The organism is Leptolyngbya sp. GB1-A1, from assembly GCF_039962475.1.
Taxonomy (GTDB): Bacteria; Cyanobacteriota; Cyanobacteriia; order Elainellales; family Elainellaceae; genus Leptolyngbya_A.
Map to the genome: position 1 here is coordinate 71,044 of NZ_JAMPLI010000003.1, position 24,877 is coordinate 95,920.

The following is a 24,877-nucleotide window of genomic DNA, read 5'->3' on the forward strand; positions in this document are numbered from 1 at the left end:
TCAACCCAGTCAAATCAACCCAGTCAAATCAGCTCGGTCAAAAAATTCCTACTTTTCGTAGCTTAACGTACGTTCATGAAGTTACCGTAACAAGTGCTACGGCTTGGATAAATTATTGGATTTTTTCAATGGTTTCTATCGGGAGATAGAGAGGAGCTTGACCAATTACTGAAATTTTTCGATCGTTTCGATGAGGCGATCGATTTCAGATTCCAGCGTCAAATAATGCACGCAGGCGCGCACGCAGTCCGGGTCGAGAATCGTCCGCAGCAAAAAGCCCCGCTTTTCAAGGAACTGCACCAGTCGCCCGTGAACGTTGTCCTCCTGCCCCATCACCTGAAACGACACCAGCCCCGACTCCGGCGGACTTGTACGAAGGCATCGAATCCAGGGAATGTTGTTCAGCTTTTGCCAGAGAATGCGGCTGAGATGCAAAATACGCTGATAGCGAGCTTCGGTAGTGCCCCAAGTGCGATGGGTGGCGATCGCCTGTCTCAACCCGGCAAATAACGTATAGTCTGAGGTGGCAATTTCAAACCGTCGTCCGTCGGGCTGCCATCCAGTCGGATTGCCTTTGGCATCTTTTGTAATGCCGCGCCAGCCAATAAACGTCGGGCTAAAGGTTTCCAGAACAGGCGATCGAACGTATAGCCCCCCGATTCCGGCTGCACCACACCACCACTTGTGCCCGGTAAAAGCATAAAAATCCACGTCCAAGGCATCCAGATTCAGAGGCAGCATTCCCACCGATTGCGCTGCATCTACCAGCAAATAAATTGGCTCTCCCTTAGTCGGGTAACTATGGCATGCTGATGCAATTTCCTTTAGCGGCAAGACCTGCCCGGTGTTCCACAAAATATGGCTAATCGCGACCATCCGAGTTGTTGGCTTGAGATGCGCTGCAAGGGTCGCCACCGGATCCCCTTCGTTCAGCGTTGACCGCAGCGGGCAGGTGGTAATTTCTACGCCAAACCGTCGCCTAATCTCCTGCGCTGCTGCAATCACCCCTGGATGCTCACAGTCCGACAGCAGCAGATGATCTCCCGCTTGCCAATCCACGCCCCACAGCGCAATATTGCAGCCCACGGTCACATCTTCAGTCAGCGCAACGGTCGCGATCGAAACACCCAGCTCAACGGCGATCGTCTCTCGCATTTTTTGCCCTTCCTGCATCAGCCAGCGATTCGCTTCGTCAGAAAACGGTCCAATTTCCTGAAGGAACTGATGCCCATGCATAATCGCATCGATTGCGCTCTGGGTCATGGGTCCCTGTCCACCATAGTTAAAATAGGCTTTTTGCCGCAGTGCCGGGAATTGCTGACGGTGCTTTTCCAGTTCCAGGAGGATGGGGGTGAGGGTCATAGAAGAAGGGCGAAAGCATCGGACGCGGGGGATTGCTCGAATTCTAGCAACTTTAGCTGGGAGGGTGGGGTAAAGGGTGGATGAGGGGATGGGGGTAACGTTGCTTGTGTTGCTTATGCAGGATGCGTTAGCGCAGCGTAACGTATTATCTTTTGAGCTTTGCGGCTCAGGGAAAGCGGGTGAAGAAGCAGGAATTAGGAAGGAGTTAGTGGTCTGAAAAACTCGCGAACTTTAGCACAATTTTGCAAGATAAGTTAAAGTCATAGGAGAGCAATTGCGTAAATCTTCGTATGGATTTTAGGGTACGAAACGCTGCGATCGGAATTCCTAGTTGCCATCCTCGCTTCAGGATGGAGGACTTTGACGGCTAACCCTCACCAGCCGGAGTTTGTGGGGGCTGAGTCGTTGCCAGCCTCACTCAGTCTTGTGTCCAGCCAGCAGCCTATCATCAGCACAAAGCGCAACTCTGAAGAAACTGCTTCTCGCCCGATTTTGATTCCCGCCGTTGTACCTGATGTTTCGGCTTCGGGTATCATTTTGCCCGAATTGCTCGAATCAGAAACTCTTGCTGAACTGCAAACGATTTATTTAACCGACGATCTGCTGTTTACCTTCCAGCGATGTCGCCGTCGCTCGTTTCTGGATGTCTATGGCGATCGATCGCTGCAAGATCCGCCCAGCAATTATTTGCTAAAGCTAAAGCAAGATAGCCAGACCCACCAGCAGGAAATTTTGCTCGAACAGCCTGCTATTCAGCCGGATTATTTTGCCAACAACTGGGCAACCGGAGCTACCGCAACCCTTGAATTGATGGAGCAGGGAGTCGATCGCATCGCACAGGGCGTTTTGCTGGTGGTGATCGAAAATGGCATTACGTTGGTCAGCAGTCCAAATTTGCTGGTGAAGCAGCCCGGACAGTCGATTTTTGGTGATTGGATTTATGCACCCGTTGATATTCGGTTAGGTAAGCGTCCTAAGCTTGATTATCAGGTTGTTGCTGCGTTTCATGCCTATTTGCTGGCAGCTGTCCAGGGAGCCTGGTCAGAAACAAGCTGGCTGATTTTACGCCGACGTGGAGCGTATGCGGTTAACCTGACGGAACTGCTGCCCCGTATGGAAGAAACGCTGCAAGGCTGCATCGAAACGCTGCTGCACCCCGAAGAACCTGAAATTTTTATCTCCAGCAATCGTTGCGATCTGTGTCACTGGTATAGCCACTGCTATGGCATCGCTCAGAGCCAGATTCACCTGTCGCTGTTGCCCGGAGTCACCCCCAGCCGCTACATCTATCTCAAAGAGCATCAGATTACAACGCTCGAAGCTCTGGCCGCCATCCAGCCTAAAAAGCTTGAATCTTTGCCCGGATTTGGCCCGCAGGTTGCCCATCGGCTGATTCGTCAGGCACAGGCAGCTTTAACGAATGAGGCCTTGCCAGACTGCCTACCCCAGGAACCCGTCCCCTACCCGCTGCTGTCTGAGGCAGAATTACCCACTGCCCCGATCGAACTTTACTTTGACATCGAAGCCGCCCCCGAACAGAATATTGTCTATTTGCATGGTGTGCTGGTGGTCGATCGCCTCAACCAAACCGAAACCTTCCACGCACTGCTTGCAGAAAACCAGACTGACGAATCCCTGGCGTGGCAAAAATTCCTCGATCTGGTCTGGCAATACCCCGATGCACCTATCTATCACTTCTGCCCCTACGAAGTGCAAACCGCCAAACGTCTTGCCCAAACCTACGGCACCCCCACCCACCTGATCGCGCCCCTGATCCATCGCTTTGTGGATCTGCATGAGCGGATCACCCGCGTTGCCATCCTCCCTGTGGAAAGCTATGCGCTGAAACCGATCGCCCGCTGGGTTGGCTTCGACTGGCGCGACCCAGAGGCAAATGGGGCACAGTCCGTCTGCTGGTATGACCAGTGGGTTGCTACAGGCGATCGAACCTATCTAGATTTAATCCTGCGCTACAACGAAGATGACTGCCGAGCAACTTATGTTGTGAAAGATTGGCTGGTGCAGTTCTGCCAGACCCAGAGGGATTAAAAAGTACTGTTTGAAGAATCGTATTAGGAGTCCTGCATTGCCCCCTAAATCCCCCATTTTTAATCTGCCGCGCTGAAAGCGCGAGGGGGACTTTAAAATAGGAGAAATTTCTAAGCATCTCTGTCAACGTCCTATGGGAACTGCGTTTGAAATCGGCTTAATTCTCAACCTGCAACCTGAACTGGCAAGCGAGGATATTGAGACATTAGAGTACATGACACGATCGCAAGATTATGATTTTCAAACGCTGCTTGACGATGCCCTTTTCACAGAAGGCAAGGAATGGAGAAGTATTATTGCAAACACAGAGATAGAGTATGAACAGAAATATCGCTCTCAACTTCGTCGGAGTGTTTTCAGTAACAACCAATTATGTTTTCGCATCGAGATAGGAGACGATTGGTGCTGGGGCGGTCCTTGGAATTGGTTCTCGGATTGGCTATTTTTAATCAGCACTGACGAAGGCTTAGTCGGTTACATGATAGATATCACTAAATTCAAAACTGAGCTAATTTACTTTGAGAAAAGCGGGATAACTTTGCAGGTTGTTGAGGACTTTAAAGTCCCCAGCAATTTAGTTAATTCGCTAAGCGAATCATTGGGTGGTGCAGGGAATATCGATTTCAAGTCATAGGATGCTAGTGAAGCATAAAATATCGGTTTCAGAGCTTCAAAACTAATTTCAGAACTATCCCTTTAAAACTCAAAGTCCCCCAGAATTGGGGGATTTAGGGGGCTGCAAAGCCTCAAACACCAGTCCAACCTTGCCCTATCTCACCGAAGCAATCTTCGATCGATAAGTGGCACTATCTAATCCATCTCCCATATTTGCCGTTGCCGGATCGATCGTTCGATCGAGGGCAACAATTCGATCGCGTACCGCCGGGTGGGTGCTGAGAAACGAAGGAATCGATCGCTGGTTTGCCAGCTTTTCCATAAAGTCAACCATTGCCCCTGGTGCATAGCGCGTTCGTCTCAGGTTTGCCAGTCCTTTTTGGTCGGCTTCAAGTTCGTCCTGGCGGCTGTTGGGGCGACGTACGGCAAACTCCACGCCCAACCGCACTGCGGCATTGCGATCGAGTCCCGCTGCCGAAACCAATCCTGAAGCCAGTGCGCCTTCCCGCAAATTTTCGACCGCATGACGACCTGCGATATGTCCGATTTCGTGGGCAATGACGCTGGCAAGCTGCGCCTCGTTGTCTGCCGCTTTCAGCAAACCCGTGGTGACGTAGACAAAGCCGCCCATTGTGGCAAAAGCGTTGATCTGATCGCCTTCCACAACTTGAAAGGTATAGGGAATGTTGGGACGATCGCTAAACGGTGCAAGCCGCTGTCCGATCTGATTCACGTATTGCGTGATTGTCGGATTGTTGTAGATCTTGATTTCTTCTGAAACGAGCTGCTGATTAATTTGTCGTCCCAGTGAAACTTCTTGCTGATCCGACAGAGTCGAAAGCTGAAGCACCTGCACACCGCGCAGCAGCAAATCGAGCAAGGGAACTGCCTGCGAAGTATGTGGGGTCGCGATGACCAGACTCACTGCGGTAAACAGCGATAGCAGCCCATATAGCCAGCGACGACGGAAATAGAGCGAGAGGCGATCGAAAAAATTAAGCATATCTGACTGTGGTTCTCAGAGTGCAGGTTCATTAAGGATGCGTAGACAGATTTTGCTGCAAGGGATTGGGGGCTGAGTGGGTTAGGATGCAGCGATCGTAGTTTGCATTCAAGATCCAATAGGCAAAACCAAACTGGGCAAAACCAAACGCCCTATTATTCGTTAGACGAAGCAGCAAAATGAAATGTTTCAGCCGATGTTCAGTTCTCTGATCGCTATTTTAAGCATTCCCTCTGTAGCGTCGAAATGGTCTATCGCAATGCCTAATTGAAACGATCTGCGAAAATGATTGGGTCAGTGACTTCAATGTGCCAACTTCGCCTACAATGATCTTGCTCTTTTCATCCGGTGCTGGGCACTGCTCAACCCAATGGCTATTTTGGATTCTAAAGGTCGGCTATTTGGCAAAATTAGCATTCTCGATCTGGGTGCAGGTCTGGTAATTCTGCTGGTGCTGGTCGGGCTGTTTCTGTTGCCGGGAAGCGGTGGCTCTGTGGCGCAAGTAGGTACGTCAACCAAGCCGATCGAAGTTGATGTGATCGTTCGGGGTTTGACGGTGCGCGATCCGCAGGCGTTGATCAAGTCGCTGGAAGACGAAAAGAAGACCAACATCATCATCCGCAATCAGCCCTTCGGTCAGGTGAATGTCCTGGGAGTGCAGCAGCTTCCGCGCACGGTAGCCGTTCCTCAACCCGATGGTTCCGTGAAGTCGTTTCCCGATCCGCGTCCAGAATTGAACTACACCGTAGACATGATGGTCACGCTGGGCGGCAATGCTCAAATTGTTGAAAATGGTCCTGTTCTGGGCAACACCAAAATCAAGGTTGGAACGCCCCTCGAGTTGGAAGGGCTCACCTACCGCTTCAATGCGCCTGTGATCGGAGTCAGAATCAAAGATCAGGCGTAGGCAGATCTGAAAGACGCAAGACTACTTGCCTGGAGCAAAGATTCCGATCGCCCTGGAAAACCTTGCTCAGCAGGCAATGAATGCGATCGTCGATTGTTCTCACTAAAGTGCTGAGTTCTTTGAATCAAGAACAGAGTGATCAGTAACAGATTGATCAACAAAAGATCGATCGCGTGATTTCTGCGTCTTTCAGATTTGCTTAGTGAACGCTTAGTGAACCTCGCTAATCTAGCGAACAGCCCCCTGCAATTGCTCGATCGCTGGCTCAATGCCTGAAGCGTTAATATACCTTTAAGTGATTGAGGGCGAGCAGCAATGTGGTCAGGTCAATTTCGTAGGGGTCTTTGATAGGAAAAGTAAGGGTATTTCGAGGACGTTTATCGAAGTCTAAATAGCGCAAAACTTTAGGGGTCATTTTTCCGCGAACTCCGCACCATCTGCCATTGAAGAGTGTGGCGAGCCGACGAAATCCGGGGCGACTGAGGGTGAAGCAAGGGGAGAACAGTTCAATCAGTCGAAGCCCGCTCCCTGCAACTTCTGGATTTTCTAGCCCCCGGCGATTGAAAACGAAGTTGGCGGTTCCAGCTCCATGAGCAACAACTGCAACTTTGGCATTCCGGCAAATCGACCATTCTTCACTTGGGGTTAAATCTTCAAAATAGTAAGTGACGAAGCCTCGCTTTTCTAAAAACTCAGTGATTTCATCATTGTTGCTTAATTGACGGCTGCCTTTACGGGGAATAAAAACTCGTTCAGGTGTATTAGGATTGTAGTCTTTAATTTCAAGATCGTAAGCTTCAGGCTGAAATCCATAAAGCTCTCGATTTGGAGTGACTTCAACCACTTCTCCAAAAACATTACCATCAGTGCAAATCGTGGGAATCCCCAATCCGTCATAAACTTGGCGGGCTAATTCTGTAGCACTTGCATTCAACACAACATAAATCTTAGCTTCTTGACCAAGATGCTCTGACAAAGCCTTTTTTGCAAGCAAGACAGGAGTCGCTACGTTATCAATAACATGGCTTATATTTTTTTCTGTATCATATCGACCGTCATAAACAAAACGACCTGAAAAATCCAGGGTTTCAGAACCCTTCAGGGCCTGATTGAGTTTATTATGGACTTTCCATTTCCAGCTTCCTGTTTGTCTGGCTCCTGTATCTTTGCTGTTAACTTGAATCTGTACATTTTTTTCTGGGACAGACTCTTCGGGTAGGAGGATTGTTTCTGTGAAAGCTGTATACACATCGGCGGCGCAGGTTGGATAAGCAAACATAAGTGCTGAATCAACCACGTATCCTGGAATGCGATGTTGTAATGAAATTTGCATCTGCGATATCTCCAGCAATCAGCTAATTCTATGTATGCATTGGCAATGAAATCCTGCCCAGCCAAAACATTTGGCAAGCCAATAGTGTCACTATGCAATCTCGATCGCTCAAGTGCTTTGTTCCTACGCTCTAATTTTTCTAAAGGGCGATAGGACGTTACTTGTAACCCTCTGCTAGGACGGCTCAGTGTAGGCTGTGCGTAGCAGTAAATATGGCATGAAGTTATGTGCTAACACTTAAGTTTGCTTTCGCTTCATTAAATCTTTGTTATTCCCCTCAGGATGAGAGAATGACCCTTACGGAGGCTATACTGAACGGACAGCTTCGCTTTGAGCAGTAAGAGCTGCTTGTAAATGTTAGTTAGATTCAGTCCGATAGCTGTGATTTTCCAGGCTCGTTAATGCTTCGTCAGTATGTGAAGCATTCATCAAGTTATTACTTTATTCAAAGTACCCTTGAGTTCTTTACCTTTGAGGCATAAGAAGCTTATGAACCTCTCGATCGCCCTAGGTGACATTACGCAGCAAGCTGTGGATGCGATCGTTAATGCTGCCAATTCTTCTTTGCTGGGGGGCGGCGGAGTCGATGGGGCAATTCATCGGGCAGCAGGCAGAGCACTTCTAGAGGAATGTCGGCAGCTTGGCGGCTGCGAGACCGGACAGGCAAAAATCACGCACGGCTATCGGCTTCCAGCAAAATGGGTAATTCACACGGTTGGTCCTGTCTGGCGCGGCGGCAGTTATGGAGAAGATCAACTTCTGGCGCAGTGCTACCAAAATAGTTTGCGATTGGCGCTCGGCTATAACATTCGATCGATCGCCTTTCCTGCCATCAGCACCGGAGTTTATGGCTTTCCCCTCGATCGTGCCACTCAAATTGCCCTCAGCGAAACGCTAAATTTTTTGAGTCAGGAACCCCGGATCGATCGCGTGATTTTTGTGTGCTTCAGCGAGTCTGCCTATCAGTGTTATCGATCGACGCTGGCAACGCTAACGGGTGAGGTTGCTGAGGTTGAGTCTGATTCCGCTGGATAGCCGGTGGAAATGGTTGGCTGAGACGTTTGTAGATCTAAGCTTGAGCTTTGCAGGAGGCGAGTTGAGCCGTCTTGCAAGACGAACAGATTGGTTATTTGGAGTGGGAGAGTTTGCAGAATCCTGACTTATACTGCATTCAAATCGAAAATGGGAAAACCCAAATCGACCGAATGGTTCAGGCATCTACCCCAACCTAGTAACTTATCCCTTCACCGGTTATCTTCACCGGTAACTTATCCCCTCAATCAACGGAGAGGGTGGGATTCGAACCCACGGTACCTTTCGGTACACTCGATTTCAAGTCGAGCGCATTCGACCACTCTGCCACCTCTCCAGACGGCAAGATTATCTTAACAGGTTGACCTCAAAAGATGCTAGTGCGTTGGTAGGGAAGCGGGCTCTGCCTGGTATAGCACCTGTTCAGAGACGATCGCGTCTTCTTCATCGAGCCACACTAAAGAAGCTTGCGTTATCGTTCCGGCTTTCATTTGCACCAGGGAGAAATTGCGCTGGCGTCCGGCTTCGGTTTGGATAATGCGAGGCACACTGGCAGCATTGAGATAGACCGTTCCGGTGGGGAAAACATCGATCATTTTTCGCAGACGGTCTTTGGTGTGGCGCAGCCCGTGGTGCATGTGTCCGAAGGTAACGAGGGGAACGGACTTGCCCAGGAGCAGCGTTTCTTCGATCGCCGCTGTCAAATCCGGGTCGCCGTGGTCGCCGCCAAGGGGTTTCCAGTCCTTGCCGCACGGGTCTTCGGGCTGAGCGCCCAGTCCTTTGGGTCCGCAGTGCCCGATAAAGAGTACCGTGTCGAAGGCAGCATCTTTCACCGCCTGCACAATTTTCGCCGTCGATTCTTCAAAACTCTGCACCCCATACCGCTCTTTGTAAAACTGCCCGTGGGCTGACCAATCCGAGCCGCCCCAGCTAAACGGACGGCCACCCACTACGCTGAGATTAAATTCGGGAAAGTCGAGTTTGCCATAGCCGACATGGGTTGCTCCCAAGAGATCAAGCTGTTGCTGTACCCGATCTTCGGTGTGGGTTCGCAGCTTCTTGCCCCAGTGAGTTGCGGTGTACCAGGCATCGTGGTTGCCCATCACTGCCGCCTTGGGAATCGACATCTCCGCGATCGATCGCACCACTTCCACCGATTCATTGCCAAAGTCACCCACCAGCAGCACCAGATCCACGCCCAGATGCTTCAGGGCAAGCTCGTCGGCGGGTTCCCACAGATCATGGACATCGCCAACAACCGCGATCGTCAGGGCATGGGAAGTCGAGGGAGTTGAGGTAGAAAAATTGGCGGCGGGAAGCGGAGTGTGACCGTTAACCATGCTGTGATGAAAAGATACCTTTCCTTAAGGATAGGCAGGGAAGGCACTTTTTTGTATGGAACCAGGGAAGGAAGCTCTGATCGACTTCGGAACTTGGAATTTAGGAGGTCGCAATTAAGAATGGCAGCGAGGAGAGTGATTGAGCAGGGTGAAGGGTTTATCGGTCGTCTTGAGGGTGAGCAGGGAGATAAACCGCTGGTCTACTCCAGGTTTTGCAATTACGAATTCCGAACTCCGAATTCTGAATTTCTGAGGGTGCGAACATGACGCTCAAACCAGAGACCGATCGCAATAATGCCAATGCCGCAGAGCAGAAACGCCAGGGACTTCACCAGCAGTCCGGTGTCGTATTCCAGGGTACGGCTGAGAATTTGCAGCGTCAGCAGAATTAAGCCACTCCAAAACAGACTGCGCTGACCTTCGGCGAGTCCTTCTCGTAGAAATCGCGTTGCCATTACAAAAAATACGGCATTTATTAAAAGCGTTGCCAGCTCCAGGATCGGATTTATGCTCCAGTGCCAGAAGCCTAGCAGTGCCAGCAGCACCAGCACCAGCAGCACCAGCGCATCAGTTTGGCTCAGTCTCCAGCGATCGGTTCTTTGGGGACGCGCCAGATTAATCCACTGAAGAATCGCGATGACCGTAAACAGCAGCAGATTGGGATTCAGCAAAAACGATCGCCCGTTTGTAATCAATCGTCCCAGCTGCTGCGAAAGCGGCAAATCGGTTCCTGGAAAATCCCAGGCATTGTGAAACGACAGGATGTAAAGCAGTCCCACTAAAAAAATAATGGCTAAGCTGCGGGCAAGCGGCGCAAAAGTCGCGGTTTTCTCGGTTTGATGCTCCTCATTCTGGTGTACAGCCTGTCCTTCGTCCTCGAAGCTCCATAGCAGCGCGGGCGGAATTGTAAAGGCGATCGCAGCTAGAAACCCCGACGCAAAATTTAGCCCCAGACCAAACGACTGCAAGACGACTTCAAACGAAGAAATCACGGCGATCGACCCTAGCACGAAAATCGTTCTAGAGCGACACCAGTAGGCAAGAGGCAGAAACAGCAGCGTGGCGGCGATCGGCATGTTGCGAATCAGCAGCATAATTCCGGGCAGCGTGCCCAAACCCACTAGGTAAGAAACGCCGCTCCAATAGCCAATGCCCATCAGCAAAATCGCCAGCACTCCCAGCAGGGTCAGCCGCAGCGCGTATGCCATTGCCAGCACCGCCAGCCCCCAGACCAGACAGAGTTCGGCAAACGTGCCTGTGCTGTGAAACATCTGCCCCACCAGTGCCAGATTTGCCCCCAGGATGAGTGCTCCCAGCAGCAATAAGCCCAGTCCGAACCGATGCTGCCAGTTCTTTTGTAAACTTGCTTGCGGGACGAGATGCCAGAGATAAAAGCCGATCGTACTCACACCCAAAAATAGTGCCATCAGCAAGAGCAGTTTTACGCCCCGCCCGATCGCCTGCCAGTTTGCTGCGACAAAGGTAATCACGCTCAGCCCCAGCAGCGCACAGCCTAAACACAGCACCACGACGACAAATCGATCGCGAGCAATGCGGTCTAGCCCTTCAAACTGATAGCGGTCTGCAAGCTGCTGAAACTGGTCTGCGTTAATCAAGCCTTCCGATCGCCATTGCTCTGCTTCCTGACGCAACTGCTGCCGAAACTTCTCTGAGGCCATTGCCGCATCCTGTTCTGGATTATCGGATGATTTCCGTGCCTCTACTCTGCCAGAGATTTGCAAACTCAGCGTGACCTAAAGGACAGCTATTGAAGTGGTGTGTCTGTGGGTTCTAATCGCTGTGACAGATCACCTTGAACGCAGTATCAACAGTTTTTAACGGCTCCTTAGCTACACAGCTTTAGCTACACAGCTTTAGCTGCACTACTGCTGCACCACTAAGGATTTACCGGAGGTTGACTGCGCCGCCACTCGGCGATCGCTTCCTGGGCTTTGGGATAGGTCGGCGTATTGGGTGGAACGAGCTCAGCCGTCTGAATTGCCAGATCGAGATTGCCTTCTGTTGCGCGATCCTGAGCAAGCTGGAAAATGAGCTGACTCCACTGGGCGATTGACTGCTGAGCACGGGCGTAAACTTCAGGGCGATCGTTAGGAACCAGCAGCCCCGTGCGAATGGCTCCCCCATAGTTTTCAGCTGCGGCTGGCGTTGAGCCATCATTGCCGCGATCAGCTCTGCCCTGCGCCATGTCGAGAATAATCTGACTCCAGCGATCGATGTGCTGCTGTGCTTCGTCGAAGAGCGGCTGACCGGGACGAATCAGGCGGGCAATCTCGATCGCATCAACAAAGTCAGAAGCTTGATTTTCAGTCGAAGATTCCCGCGATCGGCTCGTCATACTTTTTGCCTGACTCAGCAAGCCGCGGTTGGTTTGCTCCAGCAGTTTGAGCGTATTGGGGGTTTGCTGCTCTGGGGTGAGCTGGCTAAGCTGCTGTGAGGCTTCCTGATACTGACGCGCCTGGATTGCGGTTTCGGCGGCTGCCGTTAGCGTTGCCGGATCAAGGGGAACTGCCAGCGTTGGAGGCGAGTTTGTGGGCGCAGAAGCCGTCGGAGCAGGCGGATTAGCAGGTTTATCCTGTCCAAAAATGACCGCCGCGTTTCGCAGCAGCACGCCGACCAGCAGCAGACTTACCAGAATGCCGCCCCAGAGCAGCAATCGCTGCCAGAACGGATCTTGAGGCAACAAAGCGGCTCCTCCCGAAGCAGGAATCGGAGTCGTTTGAACTGGAGCAGGCTGATGTTCTGGAGGAATCGACGGCAAAGCCACCGCAGGCTCATCGATCGCCGAAGCTGCATAGGATCGCTCTAGCAACGATCGAATTCCTACCCCCGTTTCACCTTCTCCCCCGCCCACACCGACCGGAGCCACTGCACCCAGACGCACCGCCGCTGCTTCGGGCACAATGAGCTGATATTTCTGAGCCAGCGGCAAAAAGGCTAAAGGATCTTGTCGCGGTCGCCAGTGCTGTTCGCTCAGTTCCGGCAGGCGATCGGTCAAATACTGCACTAACTGATCGAGCGTAAAACAGCTTCGATAGCGAATCGCCTCTATCAACGTCGCGGTGAAAAGTCCCTGCCGCAGGGCGATCGTCTCGTGGGAAAACTGCTGCGGCTGACTGGAAAGAATCGTGGCGATCCCATAATGCTGAGCAAGCTGTAGCGTTTGATTGCCAACTCCGTCTCCGGTGAGGTGATTGTGAGTGCGGTTCACATCCAGCAGCAGCACAACTTGCTGAGTCGGGGCAGTTTTGAGCCGTTGAAAAACTGTGTCGATCGCAATTCCGGTTTCTGCGGGACGAGTGGGGTCACTGTCGATCGGCATCAGGTAATCAACCCCGTTCTGCTGAATTCCATAGCCGCTGAAAAAGCACCACAGCACGTCCTTGGCGGCGAGGCGCGTCTGGCAAATCTGCTCGATCGCCTGCGGAATGTTCTTTTGAGTGGGATAGAGCGATCCTTCAGCACAATCCGTCAGGGTCAGGCAGCAGTCGGTAGAGAACCCCGCTTCCTGAACCCAGAAATCGCGCAAGCTTTGTGCATCTCGCTGAGCATACAAAAGAGGTTGCAGCTTTTGAGTTTGATATTGATTAATTCCGATCGCGATCGCCCAGTGTGCCATTCCGTTTCACCCGTTCTCCAGCCGTAAAATGCGTTAACCCTGTGCCGGTCTAAGTGGATTCCTTGCCCTGTCTAAGCTAAGAATGCCCAGACGATAACACAATCTATTCAGTCCCGGCACACAGGGGATCGCGAAAAATAGAGGTTTCTACCCAAGGGCAGCAGGCAAAACAGCATTGAATTCTGCCGCCAAATCAACTAAAACAGTGTGGTTAAACGCACCGGATGTTTTCGAGAGGTCAGAATGCCCCAGCATCACCATTTGAGCAGAAGTCTAGCGAGCAGAGATCCAGCGAGCAGAGATCCAGCGAGCAGAAGTCTAGTAAGCAGGAAACATCGCCGTCATCCGATCCTCACAGGCTTGCTGCATTGGGGGTCTACCCTCTCGATCGCTGCCACTCTCTCCCTGCTGCCTTTGGGATTCCATGCTGAATTGGCTCAGGCTTATCCGCGTCAAACTTCGGTGTCGGTCGCTCAGCAGGAAGGGGACAGCTACACAGCTCTGGTGCGTCGGGCAGAGACAGCGGCGCGAACCACGGCTCAGCAGATTTTTGACGGCGATATTTTGGTAAGCGAAGTCGCAATTACGGTGGTGGGAGAAAGCGGAACTTCGATCGTCCCCATTCTGACAATGCGTGTGAGTCGCGACAACTGGCGTACCCGTCCTGATCCGCAGCAGTGGTCAACTTATTTTCGCAGTGCCCGATCGCTTCTCGAACTGGGAACTCCCGCTGCCAGTCCTCCTTCTGCGCCTGCGGCTCCAGTGCCCTCTGCTCCCGTCAATTCTCCAGCAGCGCAACCGGGAACCGTCCCACCCGCGAATGTGATTCCGCCTGCGGATGCTTCACCGACAAACCAGCCTACACCCCAACCTGCGAATCAGCCGAGCGATCAACCCGCGAATCAACCCGCGAATCAACCCGCGAATCAGCCGACCAATCAACCCGCAAATCAACCCACGGGTCAACCTGCAAACCAGCCCCCCACGTTTAATCAGCCGTTCAATCAGCCTGCAAACCCATCTGGGAATCAGCCGTCCAATCAGCCTGCAAACCCAGGAGTTGCCCCAACCCCGACACCGGGAACACCCACTCCTCCTCCAGCTCCCTCGCAAACGACTGCCCCAAATTCTGCCCCGATCGATTCCCCTGCAACTCCGGCAGGACAAGGGGGTTAAAGGCTTTGGCTACTCTAACTCTGGCATTGACGGGACTGGCGCGAATCGAACGCGCGACCTATCGCTTAGGAGGCGATCGCTCTATCCTACTGAGCTACAGCCCCAGATCTACCGCCATTATCATAGCAAGAGAATCTGGAGCAGGCGTAAACGAAAACCAAAACTATAGACAGCTTGTGGACAGCATGACGATCGCCCTCAGCTCAGCAGTGGTTCAACAGGACGGGGTTGAAGTTTCTGCCTTCGATGGGTGAGTTCTGAGAGCATCTCAATTGCAAGGGATTCAAGCTGCCGATCGCAAATTGATTCAAGCCAGCCCTGATGCCCCGGTGGTCTGACAACCCAGTCTGCAAATCTAACGGCGATCGGTTCCCGATGTCCGCCCGGAATTTCTTGCTGAATCGGGTTTGCCTTCTGTTTTCGACTAAGGGTTTGAGCAAACCATGCCACATCGCTCTCATTAGGAGAGCCTGCCAAGGTTCCAGCAATCGTGTCCTGCCGAAAGGAAATGAGCGCAGTGAGATTAAACAGAGAACTGTCTAAAATTCGGCGTTGGGTTTCCTGACGATTGGGCACTGCACCGAGATGCAGTCGATCGAGCAGGTCTGCCAGGGATGGAATGGGTAGTGCGTTGCGAGTGTCTGAAATATCGGGCGCGATCAGCAGGCTTGGCTGATCGAGAATCGATCGCATCGTTTCTAGCAGCACAATATATTTGCAGCCTAAGCTATGTCCTACCCAGAAATGAGGAATCGTAGACGGATAGTTCAGCTCGGCTCGAATCTGATCGCGCTCTTGGAGTAACCCTTGCGCGATCGCCAAATGATTGAACCCAAACCGAAAAGGAACCGCAATCACGGTGTAGCCTGCTTCAAACAGACTGTTTAGAAAATGGGAATAGGCGATCGAAGGAAAGGAACCGTAGAAAGCTCCCCCCAAAAATTCGATAACGCCGATCGGTTCAGGATGACGAGCGACCCAACTATGGGAAATGGGGCGAAACCGCATGATTGAATTCTTTGAAATATTTTGTGAAGTTGATTGAATGAGACGGGCAGGAAATCAGGAAAAGGGTTCCAGCGATTGCTGCTGAAACCCCAGTCTATCGAGCAAGGGTAATCTGCCAAACGTAAGCGTCAAGCGTCAGAACACGATCGCTATTTGCTCAGCTTCAGAATGCTGCCCGGATTTGCCGTTGGCAGTGAATAAGCCTGCTGGTCAAAATCAGGGTTGGGCAGCGTCAGATCCGCAGGCAGGAAAGTCCCGCGAATTTGAGGCGTGATCAGCACCTCCGCATGAGCAGCAGCAGAGTAGGGAGAGAGGGATGCTTCCACATAGCCCCGCACTTCCAGGTTGGCAACTTCCAGACTCGATCGAATCGGTGCTGTTTTAGAAACATCGGGTTGCAAAATGAGTAGGGCAGTTGCACCAGAGGCAAGCGTCAGCGGTTGGCTGGGCTTACCCGTCACCGGATCAGGAATCAAATCGCTAAACACATTGCCACTTCCCATATCCACGATCGAAATCAATTCCTCATTATTGAGGGGCGACGAACTGTTGAATTGAATTGAAATTGCGGCATCGGGTTCGCTAACGGGATTCACGTTAGAAATCATCAGAAAATATGCCTGCACCACGCGACGAGAAACACTCGGATTGAACGGTGCGGGAGCGATCGGTTTAACCAACAGTTCAAAAGAAGAAATAATCATTAAGGATTCCTAGTTGCATCTTTAACCACGAAAGCATTTGCCTTCCTGGGGTCGCATTCCCCTGACAGGTACTCTTTGCTCTGTGAAGATGCCAGATTATCCTTAACGGAAAGGGATGCTTAAGATGCTCAGGAATCCGACGATCGCCATACGTCATTCCAGGGAGAACCGCCGACCTCCAAACCGCAGAGAGAGCTAGTGGCCTGCAAAATCGTTTTGGTGGAATAAGCCGATCGCTCCTTCAGCGTAAGCTGCAAGTTGCCCTGCATTGTATCTTTGCAGCAAAACACGAGTCCCTCTTGGGTGGGGGCGCGAAGCGGTGTTCCAGGAAGGGTGGTGGTTCCCACAAGTTCGACTTCGTAGCCGTGATTCTGCGCTTGCATCCGCCATTTGCCCCAGGGATGAATTTCCCAGTGCACACGGGCATTCCAGGGAACAAACTCATAGAATTTGCCCTGGTAGTGAATCCCCACCATTGCCACTGATTCCATCCAGGTGAGAACTTGCCGCCTGCCGCCGCCTGCGGTGAGTGCCAGATCTGGCTCATGGTCGAAGCAATTGCAGTTGAGCCAGAACCATTTGGTTGGAAATGCGCCGCCCCAGTTCTTCTCGCCGTAAGCCGGAGCATTTGTAAACTCATAGCGTTTGCCGTTCCACTCGATCCAGCCGGTTGCCAGCCCGTGTGCCATCAAGATTTGCCAGCCCGGTTCAAAAATCTGAAACTGCGATAGCCATCCTGCCGTAGACTGCTGCGGTTTCCTGGAATCGCCCCATCCGTAGATCGGCTGAATTTCGTAGCACCAGCTCGCCGCTCGTCCCGACCCCGGATCAAGAAGCTTTCCCTGATTTAAGGTCGCCGTTGCCTGATAGCCTTCCTGAATCGTGCGATCGAACTCTTCCGGCTCCAGATATTTCGAAATGGTAGAAATCGGCGATCGTCTCCCCCAGTGTCCTAAACCCAATCGATCGCCCCACGCCCAAAATCGATCAACAGCCGGAAACGTCCGCCACAGATACTCATCGTCTGGACCCAGGATTTGCGCTGCGCCCCCGCTTTGTGCCTTACCGCCGATCGGATCTTCGATCGAATACATAAATGCAAAGGTCTGGCGGTCTTCGGGTAGCGTGACGCGATAGTACCAGCCTTCAAAAAAGCGGCGATGAGAGCCGTCCCAGTGATAGCCACTGTGGGGGGGAGACTGGGGATTTTGCAAGTCGGTCATGGGGCAGTTGCAGACAGTTCTTTTAGTCTAAAGGTTGTTTGAGAAGTATTGAAGGTTCTGCATTGCCCGCCATACTCCCCGTGAATAAGGGACTTTCAAACCTAAGAGGAGAGCAAGATCCTCAGGCAGCGAGAACGGTAGAATAAGGAACGGTTGCGCTGAAGAATGTCTAGGAAAAGCAGGCGATGCGAATCTCTTTAAGCTGGCTCAAAGAATTGGTTGAAATTGATATGACCCCCGAAGCGTTGGCAGATTTGCTGACGATGGCAGGGTTTGAAGTTGAAGAGATCGAAGATCGGCGCACCTGGGCGGATGGCGTGGTCATCGGTCGTGTGATTAGTCGAGAGCCTCACCCGAATGCGGATAAGCTCAGCGTTTGTCAGGTTGATATTGGTGCAGCACAGCCTTCTACGATCGTCTGCGGAGCTTCAAACGTGCGAGCCGATATCTTTGTTGCCGTAGCGACGATCGGCACTTACTTGCCCAAAGTTGACCTCAAGATCAAGCCGCGCAAGTTGCGGGATGTGCCGTCTGAGGGGATGATTTGTTCGCTGGCGGAGTTGGGCTTAGCAAAAGACTCCGAAGGCATTCACATCTTTCAGCAGGATGTCACCGTCGGGTCAGATGCCCGTCCTTTTCTAGGGCTGGATGACGTGGTGCTGGATCTCACCTCAACGGCAAACCGCGCCGATGCCCTCAGCATGATCGGAATTGCCCGCGAAGTCGCTGCCCTGACGGGGGCAAAGCTAAAGCTGCCCGAAGTGCCCGAAATTCCGGTGCAGTCTGGTTCAGATCTGGCAATTCGCATCAGTGAGCCGCAAGCCTGCCCGATCTACATCGGCACGAATATCGATGGCATTACGATCGCCCCTTCCCCCAATTGGATGCAGCGTCGTTTGCAGGCAGCAGGCACTCGCCCGATTAACAACGTGGTTGATATCACAAACTATATTTTGCTGGAATGGGGACAGCCGCTTCATGCCTTCGATCGCGATCGGCTTCAGACCGTTGCCCAAGCCCAATCGCTGACGATCGGCGTTCGCAGTGCCCATTCTGGAGAAACCCTGAAAACCCTGGACGCGCAGGAGCGCAATTTGCAGGAGCAAAATCTGCTGATTACCGCAGGCGATAAACCTGTTGCGCTGGCAGGGGTAATGGGCGGCGAATCAACGGAAGTCTTTGACGGGACGCAAAACCTGATGCTGGAGGCGGCGATTTTCGATACGGTGGCAATCCGGCGATCGGCTCGCACTCAGGGACTCCGCACCGAAGCCTCTGCCCGCTATGAGCGAGGGGTAAACTCAGCAGAGCTAGAGCTTGCCTGCCGTCGTGCCATCCAACTCATTACTGAACTGGCAGGCGGAACGGTTCGCACTCAGGCGGTTGCCGATCACCGTCCGGGTCAAGCAGCGACAATTAGGACGATCGCCCTGCGAATGGAGCGAGTCAATCAAGTGCTCGGACTGGTGCTGCTCAACGGTCACGGCGAGAATTGCAATCATAACGGTCATGATCACAGCCATGATGAGCTGACCGAAGACGATATTGGCGAACTGCAACCTGTCGATGTCGAGCGCACCCTGAGCGCACTGGGCTGTCAGCTTACGGAAACTGAAGCAGGGGTTTGGTCGGTCACTGTGCCGCCCTATCGCTATCGAGATCTAGAGCGCGAGATCGACCTGATCGAAGAAGTGGCACGGCTCTACGGCTTCAATAATTTCTGCGATACGCTGCCCGGAAAAACCGAGCCAGGCTACCTCTCCGACGAGTACGCGCTGACGAAGCGAATTCGTGAGGCGATGCAGGCAGTTGGCTTAACCGAGGTGATGCACTACTCGCTGGTGAAAACGGGTGAAGAAAACCAGGTCGTCCTCAGCAACCCGCTCCTGGTAGAATATGCTGCCCTTCGTACCGATTTGATGCCTGCCCTGATCGATGCCTTTCAGTACAACCTGGAACAAGGTAACGGGGCACTCAACGGCTTTGAAATTGGGCGCGTGTTCTGGCGCGATGAAGACGGCTTGAACGAAACCGATATGGTGGCGGGCATTCTGGGCGGCGATCCGACGGTGGGCAAATGGGTGCGGAGCGGACGTGAACAGCCGATGACCTGGTTTGAGGCAAAAGGAATGCTGCAAAGTGTCTTTCTGCGGCTAGGCCTGAACGTGGAATATCAGCCCGATCGCCGCAATCCCCTGCTGCATCCTGGCAGAACCGCTTCTCTCTGGATCAATGGCAACCGCCTGGGCACATTCGGTCAGTTGCACCCCCAGCTTTGCCAGGAGCGCGGCTTACCTGATGCCATTTATGGCTTTGAACTCAGTCTGGACGAACTGCTCGACGGCATGGCGCAGGACGAAAACCTGGTTTCCCTGTTCCAGTCCTACTCGTCCTATCCGGCATCCGATCGCGATATTGCCTTCTTTTCACCCGTGCAGTTCTCGGTTGCGGAAATCTCGCGGGCGATTACCCAAGCAGGCGGTAAACTGCTCGATTCCGTGGAGCTATTTGATGAATACCGGGGCGAAAATGTGCCGCAGGGCAAACGCAGCCTCGCCTTCCGTCTGATCTATCGCGCTCCCGATCGCACCCTGACCGACGAGGACATCAACCCCGTCCATGTGAAAGTCCGCCGAGTCCTGGAAGAAAAATTCCAGGCAGAGCTAAGAAGTTAGTCTAGGAAGCTAAATCAATCAGGAATCTATGCCCAAATATGTTCTCTGGGGTCGCTACTGCGAAGACGTGCTGGAAAAACGCGCCCCTTACCGTCAGGCACACCTCGATCGCCTGGCTCAACTAAAAGATGCAGGACGGGTAATCACGATCGGACCAACCAAAGATGTAACGCGGGTCTTTGGCCTATACGACGCAGAAACCGAAGTCGCTGCCCGTCAGCTTGTCGAAGAAGACCCTTACTGGCAAAACGGCATCTGGACAGAATATGAGCTAATGGAATGGATTCAAGCCTTTTAGGTGATGCGAAGTAGTTCCTTCTTCGAGGTAATTGCCTTCCTGCCGGAGCTTCATTCTTCCTTTAGCAATACTGGGGTAACGAAATGGGGGGATATCATCACAAGATATTCCCTGATTTTTTGCTGGATGTTTTGGGTTCTGTCGCTCTTTGCTGACGCACGACCTTCCTCTTAATTTAACCTGTGATTTCCCTATCCTTCTCGCTGCAACCCGACCTCATTCATTTCTCCCTGAACCACTGCTTCACACCGATTCTGGCTCAAGCTGCCCCTCTGCTGGGTAGCACCTGGATTGATCTGAGTGCTCTGTTTCTGATGCTGGGAATGTCTGCTTTCTTCTCCGGCTCCGAAACGGCAATCACGGCTCTAGACAATCTGAAACTGCGTGCCCTGATCAAAGACCAGGGCGATCGAAGTGGTTTATTTACGCTCGTCCTGGAAAAGCGGACGCGTTTTATTACGACGCTGCTTATTGGAAATACGCTGGTCAACAACCTGGCTGCGATTTTGACCAGTAACCTGTTTGTCATCTGGTTTGGCAGCAATGAAGCAGTGCTGTTTGCCACGATCGTCGTCACGATTTTGACGCTGGTTTTTGGCGAAATTACGCCGAAGTCGCTCGCGATTAATAACGTCTTACCGATTTTTCGGGTTGTGGTGCGTCCGATCTTCTGGCTGTCGCGGATTCTCTCCTGGACGGGCATTGCCTATTTGCTAGAAGCAATTGCCCAGGCAGCAATTCGGCGATTTCAACGCGATGTTGTGCCGCAAGGTGAGTCGGTCAAAGATTTGCAGCTCATGATCGAGATTCTGGGCGGCAAAGGGCAGCTTGACCTGGACAAACGCCAGCTCCTCAACAAAGCCCTGATGCTCGATCGCCTTACTGCCTATGATGTGGTGAAGCCGCGTATCGAAATGCGAACCATTTCCCAGGAAGCAACGCTGCAAGGCTTCATCAATCTCTGCCTGGAAACAGGCTACTCGCGCATTCCCGTCCAGGAAGAGTCCAAAGACGAAATTATCGGCACAGTGCATCTCAAGCGGGCCCTTCAGGTACTCAAAACCCTTAACCAAGAAGGACAAAGCGATGGTTCTGTGACGCTGGCAATGGACTTGCCCGTGTTTGTGCCCGAGGTTAAGCGGATCGCCGATTTGCTGAAAGAAATGCTTCAGCGTCAACTCCATTTGGCGATCGTGGTAGACGAATACGGTGGCACGGTGGGATTGCTCACGCTAGAAGACATTCTGGAAGAACTGGTCGGCGAGATCTATGACGAAAGCGATCTCCCTGCCCGTGCTAACCTGCGAGGACGAGTGCCCTTCAATCGTCGCATCGCAAGAAATCCTTCTCCCAATCGCTAGCCCCGTCATTCTGAAAAAATTGATCGCAAACTCTTTGACAAAATTCGCAACTTCCATGTACGATGATTAATCGTGGAAAGGACGGGTCGGTGCCCGAGTGGTTAATGGGGGCGGACTGTAAATCCGCTGGCTACGCCTACGCTGGTTCGAATCCAGCCCGGCCCATTCCACGATTTGCCCGTGTAGCTCAGTGGTAGAGCACACCCTTGGTAAGGGTGAGGTCATGAGTTCAATCCTCATCACGGGCTTATTGTAGAGCGACATGATATTTGTCTGTGGCACTACATTAGTAGTGTCGTTGCGAGTGCCGAGCAGTTTCATCGTATTATTCGTGAGCATTGGTGCATCGAGAATCGATTGCATTGGGTCAAGGACGTGACGTTTAACGAAGACAATGCGCTGCAAACCGGCAGCAATACAGTCACGAACTGGTCAGTGGTCCGCAACTTCTTCATTAACTTTTCTTTTTCTCGCACGCTGGGGTTCACTTCGATGGCTGCTGCCAAACGGCAATTTGCCAATCAGTTGGACAAGGTTTTTCCCCTATTACAATGAAACAGCCCTGCTTAACCAGTCAGCACACAACCTTAATTTCAGTCCTACACTGGTTTTAAGCATCCTGAACTTCTCCTTCAGGTCAGGTATATATAATGCTAGGTTCAATCCGTCAGGACCATGAACAAACAACGATCGTTGATGTCTACTCCCTCTGCCAAAGCCAGCAGCTCTGCTCAACGCGACGGCATGACGACTGGAGGGAAGCGAGGCTTCAGGCGGGGAGACTGGGGGCGCGGGCTGGTCGGCTTCTGGGCAATGGCTGCGGCAATAGCAACAGCGCTGGATCTGGGGCTGGTACAGGTTTTAGAACGACAGACACAGACTTTATTTTCTGAGGTCAGAGGCACGGTTGCTGCCCCGAAAGAGGTTGTCATTCTAGCGATTGATGAAAGCTCTCTTGCCCAAGGTGATTTTTTTCGATCGGATCCAAAACAGTATGCCAGTTTAGAACCGATTCAGTCTTGGCCCTGGAAGCGCAGTGCCTACGCGAAGGCTGTTGAAAAATTGATGGCGGCTGGGGCAAAAGCAGTGGCGATCGATGTAATTTTCTCAACGCCCAGCAGCTATGGTGCACAAGATGATCAGCAGCTTGCCCAGGTACTTCAGCAGTATCAAGGACGGATTGTGCTGGCAGCTCGCTATGCAGAAGCAGAAACGCCGCAGGGATTTAGCACCCAACTTGTAGCACCACTGCCTCAATTCTGCAATCGTCCTGACTGCATCGGGTTCATCAATTTTCTAATGGAGCCAGACCAGCGGATTCATCGATTCGGTGAGGCATTTTCGCGCCACCTGCTGCAAAATTCGCCATCCGTTGAGGCAGAGGTTTTACCGCAGGCTCCTTCTTTTGTTGAAACAACGCTGCGGGCTGTGAATCTGCCGTATCAGAAGCCGATCGCCGATTCGATTTTCTTCTACGGTCCGGCAAACAGTTTTACCCACGTTCCTTTCTGGACCGTGCTGGATCCTTCTGCCTGGCAGACCACATTAGAGTCGGGAGCCTATTTCAAAGACAAAATTGTGCTGATCGGCTCAACTGCCATGGTTCATCAAGACTTGCATGCGGCTCCCTTTTCTAAAAGCTGGCTCTATCCGCAGCCGATGTCAGGGGTGGAAATTCACGCCAACGCCATCGCCACGCTGCTGGAAGGACGATCGATCGCGGAAGCCGTGCCGCAAGCTCCCCTCAGAGGATTATGGGTGCTGATCGGGGTTGCAGGCGCAGGCTGGTGGTTGACCCGTCCGCAGCAGCCCCTACGTCGCTTAATTTGGGCGATTGGCTTCGCAGCAGTTTGGCTCGGTCTCAGCTATGGCTTATTTATCCAGGCGAGATTGCTGATTCCAACAGCAGTTCCAGTTGGAGCAATTGCATTGAGCGGTTTGTCGCAGCTCATTGCGGGGTCGGTGAAAGAACAGGTCAAAAAGCGGCAGCTCCGAGACACACTGAGGCAGTATGTCACTTCGCCGATCGTGCAGGAAATTGTCAGCCAGCACGATGACCTTCATGATTTGCTGCGAGAACGAGAACTGGCTTTATCCGGCAAAGTGTTAGCCAGTCGCTACCGCATCACGAGAGTTTTGGGATCTGGTGGATTTAGCGAAACCTACATTGCTGAAGACCTCCAGCGACCGGGCAATCCGTCTTGCGTGGTGAAGAAACTGCGCGTCTTGAGCGACAACCCAAACACCCTCAAGCAGGCACAGCGACTTTTTGCGATCGAAGCAGAAACGCTAGAACGGTTAGGGCAACATGAACAAATTCCGCGCCTGCTGGCATCCTTTGAGGAGGAGCAAGAGTTTTATCTGGTGCAGGAATATATTCGGGGGCATCCCTTAACAACAGAGATTTTGCCTGAGCGATCGTTGCCGGAACAGAAAGTTGTGCAGATGATTTATGAACTGCTGAATGTGCTGGCGTTTGTGCATAGCCAGGGGGTGATTCACCGGGATTTGAAACCCTCTAATATTCTTCGACGACGATCTGATTGGAAACTCATTCTGATCGATTTTGGCATTGCCAAGAAGATTACAACCCAGCTTGCCGAAAGCAGCAACACAAAATTTACGATCGCAGTTGGCACACCGGGCTATATGCCTAGCGAACAGTCTGCCGGACGACCCCAGTTCAATAGCGATATCTATGCGCTCGGCATTATTGCGATCGAGGCGTTAACTGGACAGTCTCCCCATCGACTCACCCATGACTCCAAGACCGGAGCATTGCGATGGAGCCAGCAGGCGCGTGGGCTGAATCCTGCTCTGGTAGCCATTTTGAACAAGATGGTATGCCACGACTTTACCCGCCGCTATCGATCGGTTCAGGAAGCCCAAACTGCTCTGATGTCCCTTTATCCTGATTTAGCAAATCCTGACCCGCAAACGAGCAGTGCTGAAATGGCAGGGACACAATCGGCGCAAAGCATAGCTCCTAGTGAATCCTCTGATCCGATCGCTTCTGAAGAAGACCGTTTCAACGACATGACCCTGCGGCTGCCTGAGGATTGGCTAGATCAGAACGAGGCAGAATCGGTCAATAACATGACCCTACCGCTGCCTGAGGATTGGTTGGATCATTCACCCGATCATCGCTAGCGAA

19 protein-coding genes and 4 tRNA genes are annotated in these 24,877 nt (G+C 52.2%); 12 read left to right on the plus strand and 11 right to left on the minus strand.

The genetic code is table 11. From position 1 onward, the window contains the following. Positions 1-165 precede the first annotated feature (165 nt). Positions 166-1,362, minus strand: a complete 1,197-nt coding sequence (locus tag NDI45_RS04150; protein WP_348246511.1) for an aminotransferase class V-fold PLP-dependent enzyme — start codon at positions 1,360-1,362, stop codon at positions 166-168. Positions 1,363-1,722: 360 nt separating this feature from the next. Here NDI45_RS04150 and NDI45_RS04155 point away from each other — a divergent pair, with 360 nt between their 5' ends. Together NDI45_RS04155 and NDI45_RS04160 are read left to right on the plus strand one after the other, a co-directional pair. Further along, the gene (locus NDI45_RS04155) at positions 1,723-3,411 is read left to right on the plus strand and encodes a TM0106 family RecB-like putative nuclease (protein WP_348246513.1); all 1,689 of its coding nucleotides are present in this window, start codon (positions 1,723-1,725) and stop codon (positions 3,409-3,411) included. A gap of 133 nt (positions 3,412-3,544) precedes the next feature. Then, complete coding sequence (locus tag NDI45_RS04160) at positions 3,545-4,045, plus strand: hypothetical protein (protein WP_190789980.1); 501 nt, start codon at positions 3,545-3,547, stop codon at positions 4,043-4,045. 135 nt (positions 4,046-4,180) lie between these two features. On the opposite strand, the gene NDI45_RS04165 is transcribed toward NDI45_RS04160, so the two are convergent. Beyond that, the gene (locus NDI45_RS04165; RefSeq protein ID WP_190789979.1) at positions 4,181-5,029 is read right to left on the minus strand and encodes a M48 family metallopeptidase; all 849 of its coding nucleotides are present in this window, start codon (positions 5,027-5,029) and stop codon (positions 4,181-4,183) included. A 370-nt stretch (positions 5,030-5,399) separates the two neighbouring features. Between NDI45_RS04165 and NDI45_RS04170 the strand changes: the two genes are divergently transcribed. Continuing rightward, positions 5,400-5,936 carry a DUF4330 domain-containing protein gene (locus tag NDI45_RS04170; protein WP_190789978.1) on the plus strand — a complete coding sequence of 179 codons (537 nt, stop codon included), beginning with the start codon at positions 5,400-5,402 and terminating at the stop codon, positions 5,934-5,936. A 280-nt stretch (positions 5,937-6,216) separates the two neighbouring features. Here NDI45_RS04170 and NDI45_RS04175 read toward each other — a convergent pair whose 3' ends face one another. After that, positions 6,217-7,269, minus strand: coding sequence for a glycosyltransferase family 61 protein (locus tag NDI45_RS04175; protein ID WP_348246516.1), 1,053 nt, complete (start codon positions 7,267-7,269; stop codon positions 6,217-6,219). A 489-nt stretch (positions 7,270-7,758) separates the two neighbouring features. Between NDI45_RS04175 and NDI45_RS04180 the strand changes: the two genes are divergently transcribed. Beyond that, a complete protein-coding gene (locus tag NDI45_RS04180; RefSeq protein WP_190789976.1) occupies positions 7,759-8,304 on the plus strand; it encodes an O-acetyl-ADP-ribose deacetylase in 546 nt (181 codons plus the stop codon). Between the two features lie 249 nt (positions 8,305-8,553). Here the strand turns inward: NDI45_RS04180 and NDI45_RS04185 are convergent. The 4 genes from NDI45_RS04185 to NDI45_RS04200 form a co-directional block, all read right to left on the minus strand. After that, positions 8,554-8,638, minus strand: a tRNA-Ser gene (locus NDI45_RS04185). A gap of 40 nt (positions 8,639-8,678) precedes the next feature. Beyond that, positions 8,679-9,641 (minus strand): TIGR04168 family protein, encoded by a 963-nt coding sequence (locus NDI45_RS04190; protein ID WP_190789975.1) that lies wholly within the window; start codon positions 9,639-9,641, stop codon positions 8,679-8,681. A gap of 218 nt (positions 9,642-9,859) precedes the next feature. Beyond that, on the minus strand, positions 9,860-11,383 hold the full coding sequence (locus NDI45_RS04195) for a DUF2157 domain-containing protein (protein ID WP_348246518.1): 1,524 nt from the start codon (positions 11,381-11,383) through the stop codon (positions 9,860-9,862). A 155-nt stretch (positions 11,384-11,538) separates the two neighbouring features. Then, on the minus strand, positions 11,539-13,278 hold the full coding sequence (locus tag NDI45_RS04200) for a caspase family protein (RefSeq protein WP_190789974.1): 1,740 nt from the start codon (positions 13,276-13,278) through the stop codon (positions 11,539-11,541). Positions 13,279-13,638: 360 nt separating this feature from the next. Here NDI45_RS04200 and NDI45_RS04205 point away from each other — a divergent pair, with 360 nt between their 5' ends. Beyond that, positions 13,639-14,454: a hypothetical protein gene (locus NDI45_RS04205; RefSeq protein ID WP_348246521.1), complete on the plus strand. Its 816-nt coding sequence runs from the start codon at positions 13,639-13,641 to the stop codon at positions 14,452-14,454. A 30-nt stretch (positions 14,455-14,484) separates the two neighbouring features. Here the strand turns inward: NDI45_RS04205 and NDI45_RS04210 are convergent. The 4 genes from NDI45_RS04210 to NDI45_RS04225 all read right to left on the minus strand — a co-directional run bounded on the left by NDI45_RS04210 (position 14,485) and on the right by NDI45_RS04225 (position 17,389). Further along, positions 14,485-14,558, minus strand: a tRNA-Arg gene (locus NDI45_RS04210). A gap of 94 nt (positions 14,559-14,652) precedes the next feature. Next, on the minus strand, positions 14,653-15,462 hold the full coding sequence (locus NDI45_RS04215; protein WP_190792123.1) for a DUF1350 family protein: 810 nt from the start codon (positions 15,460-15,462) through the stop codon (positions 14,653-14,655). Positions 15,463-15,611: 149 nt separating this feature from the next. Beyond that, positions 15,612-16,166 carry a hypothetical protein gene (locus NDI45_RS04220; protein ID WP_190792122.1) on the minus strand — a complete coding sequence of 185 codons (555 nt, stop codon included), beginning with the start codon at positions 16,164-16,166 and terminating at the stop codon, positions 15,612-15,614. 128 nt (positions 16,167-16,294) lie between these two features. Continuing rightward, the gene (locus NDI45_RS04225) at positions 16,295-17,389 is read right to left on the minus strand and encodes a tocopherol cyclase family protein (RefSeq protein WP_190792121.1); all 1,095 of its coding nucleotides are present in this window, start codon (positions 17,387-17,389) and stop codon (positions 16,295-16,297) included. Positions 17,390-17,574: 185 nt separating this feature from the next. Here NDI45_RS04225 and pheT point away from each other — a divergent pair, with 185 nt between their 5' ends. The 7 genes from pheT to NDI45_RS04260 all read left to right on the plus strand — a co-directional run bounded on the left by pheT (position 17,575) and on the right by NDI45_RS04260 (position 24,873). Then, positions 17,575-20,064 (plus strand): phenylalanine--tRNA ligase subunit beta, encoded by a 2,490-nt coding sequence (pheT, locus tag NDI45_RS04230; RefSeq protein ID WP_190792120.1) that lies wholly within the window; start codon positions 17,575-17,577, stop codon positions 20,062-20,064. A gap of 28 nt (positions 20,065-20,092) precedes the next feature. Next, positions 20,093-20,362, plus strand: coding sequence for a YciI family protein (locus NDI45_RS04235; RefSeq protein ID WP_190792119.1), 270 nt, complete (start codon positions 20,093-20,095; stop codon positions 20,360-20,362). A gap of 314 nt (positions 20,363-20,676) precedes the next feature. After that, a complete protein-coding gene (locus NDI45_RS04240) occupies positions 20,677-21,723 on the plus strand; it encodes a hemolysin family protein (RefSeq protein ID WP_190792125.1) in 1,047 nt (348 codons plus the stop codon). An 83-nt stretch (positions 21,724-21,806) separates the two neighbouring features. Further along, a tRNA-Tyr gene (locus tag NDI45_RS04245) sits at positions 21,807-21,888 on the plus strand. A gap of 11 nt (positions 21,889-21,899) precedes the next feature. Further along, positions 21,900-21,971 (plus strand) — tRNA-Thr (locus NDI45_RS04250). Position 21,972: 1 nt separating this feature from the next. Next, positions 21,973-22,278 carry a transposase gene (locus NDI45_RS04255; protein ID WP_190792124.1) on the plus strand — a complete coding sequence of 102 codons (306 nt, stop codon included), beginning with the start codon at positions 21,973-21,975 and terminating at the stop codon, positions 22,276-22,278. Positions 22,279-22,398: 120 nt separating this feature from the next. Beyond that, a complete protein-coding gene (locus NDI45_RS04260) occupies positions 22,399-24,873 on the plus strand; it encodes a serine/threonine-protein kinase (protein ID WP_190792118.1) in 2,475 nt (824 codons plus the stop codon). Positions 24,874-24,877 lie beyond the last annotated feature (4 nt).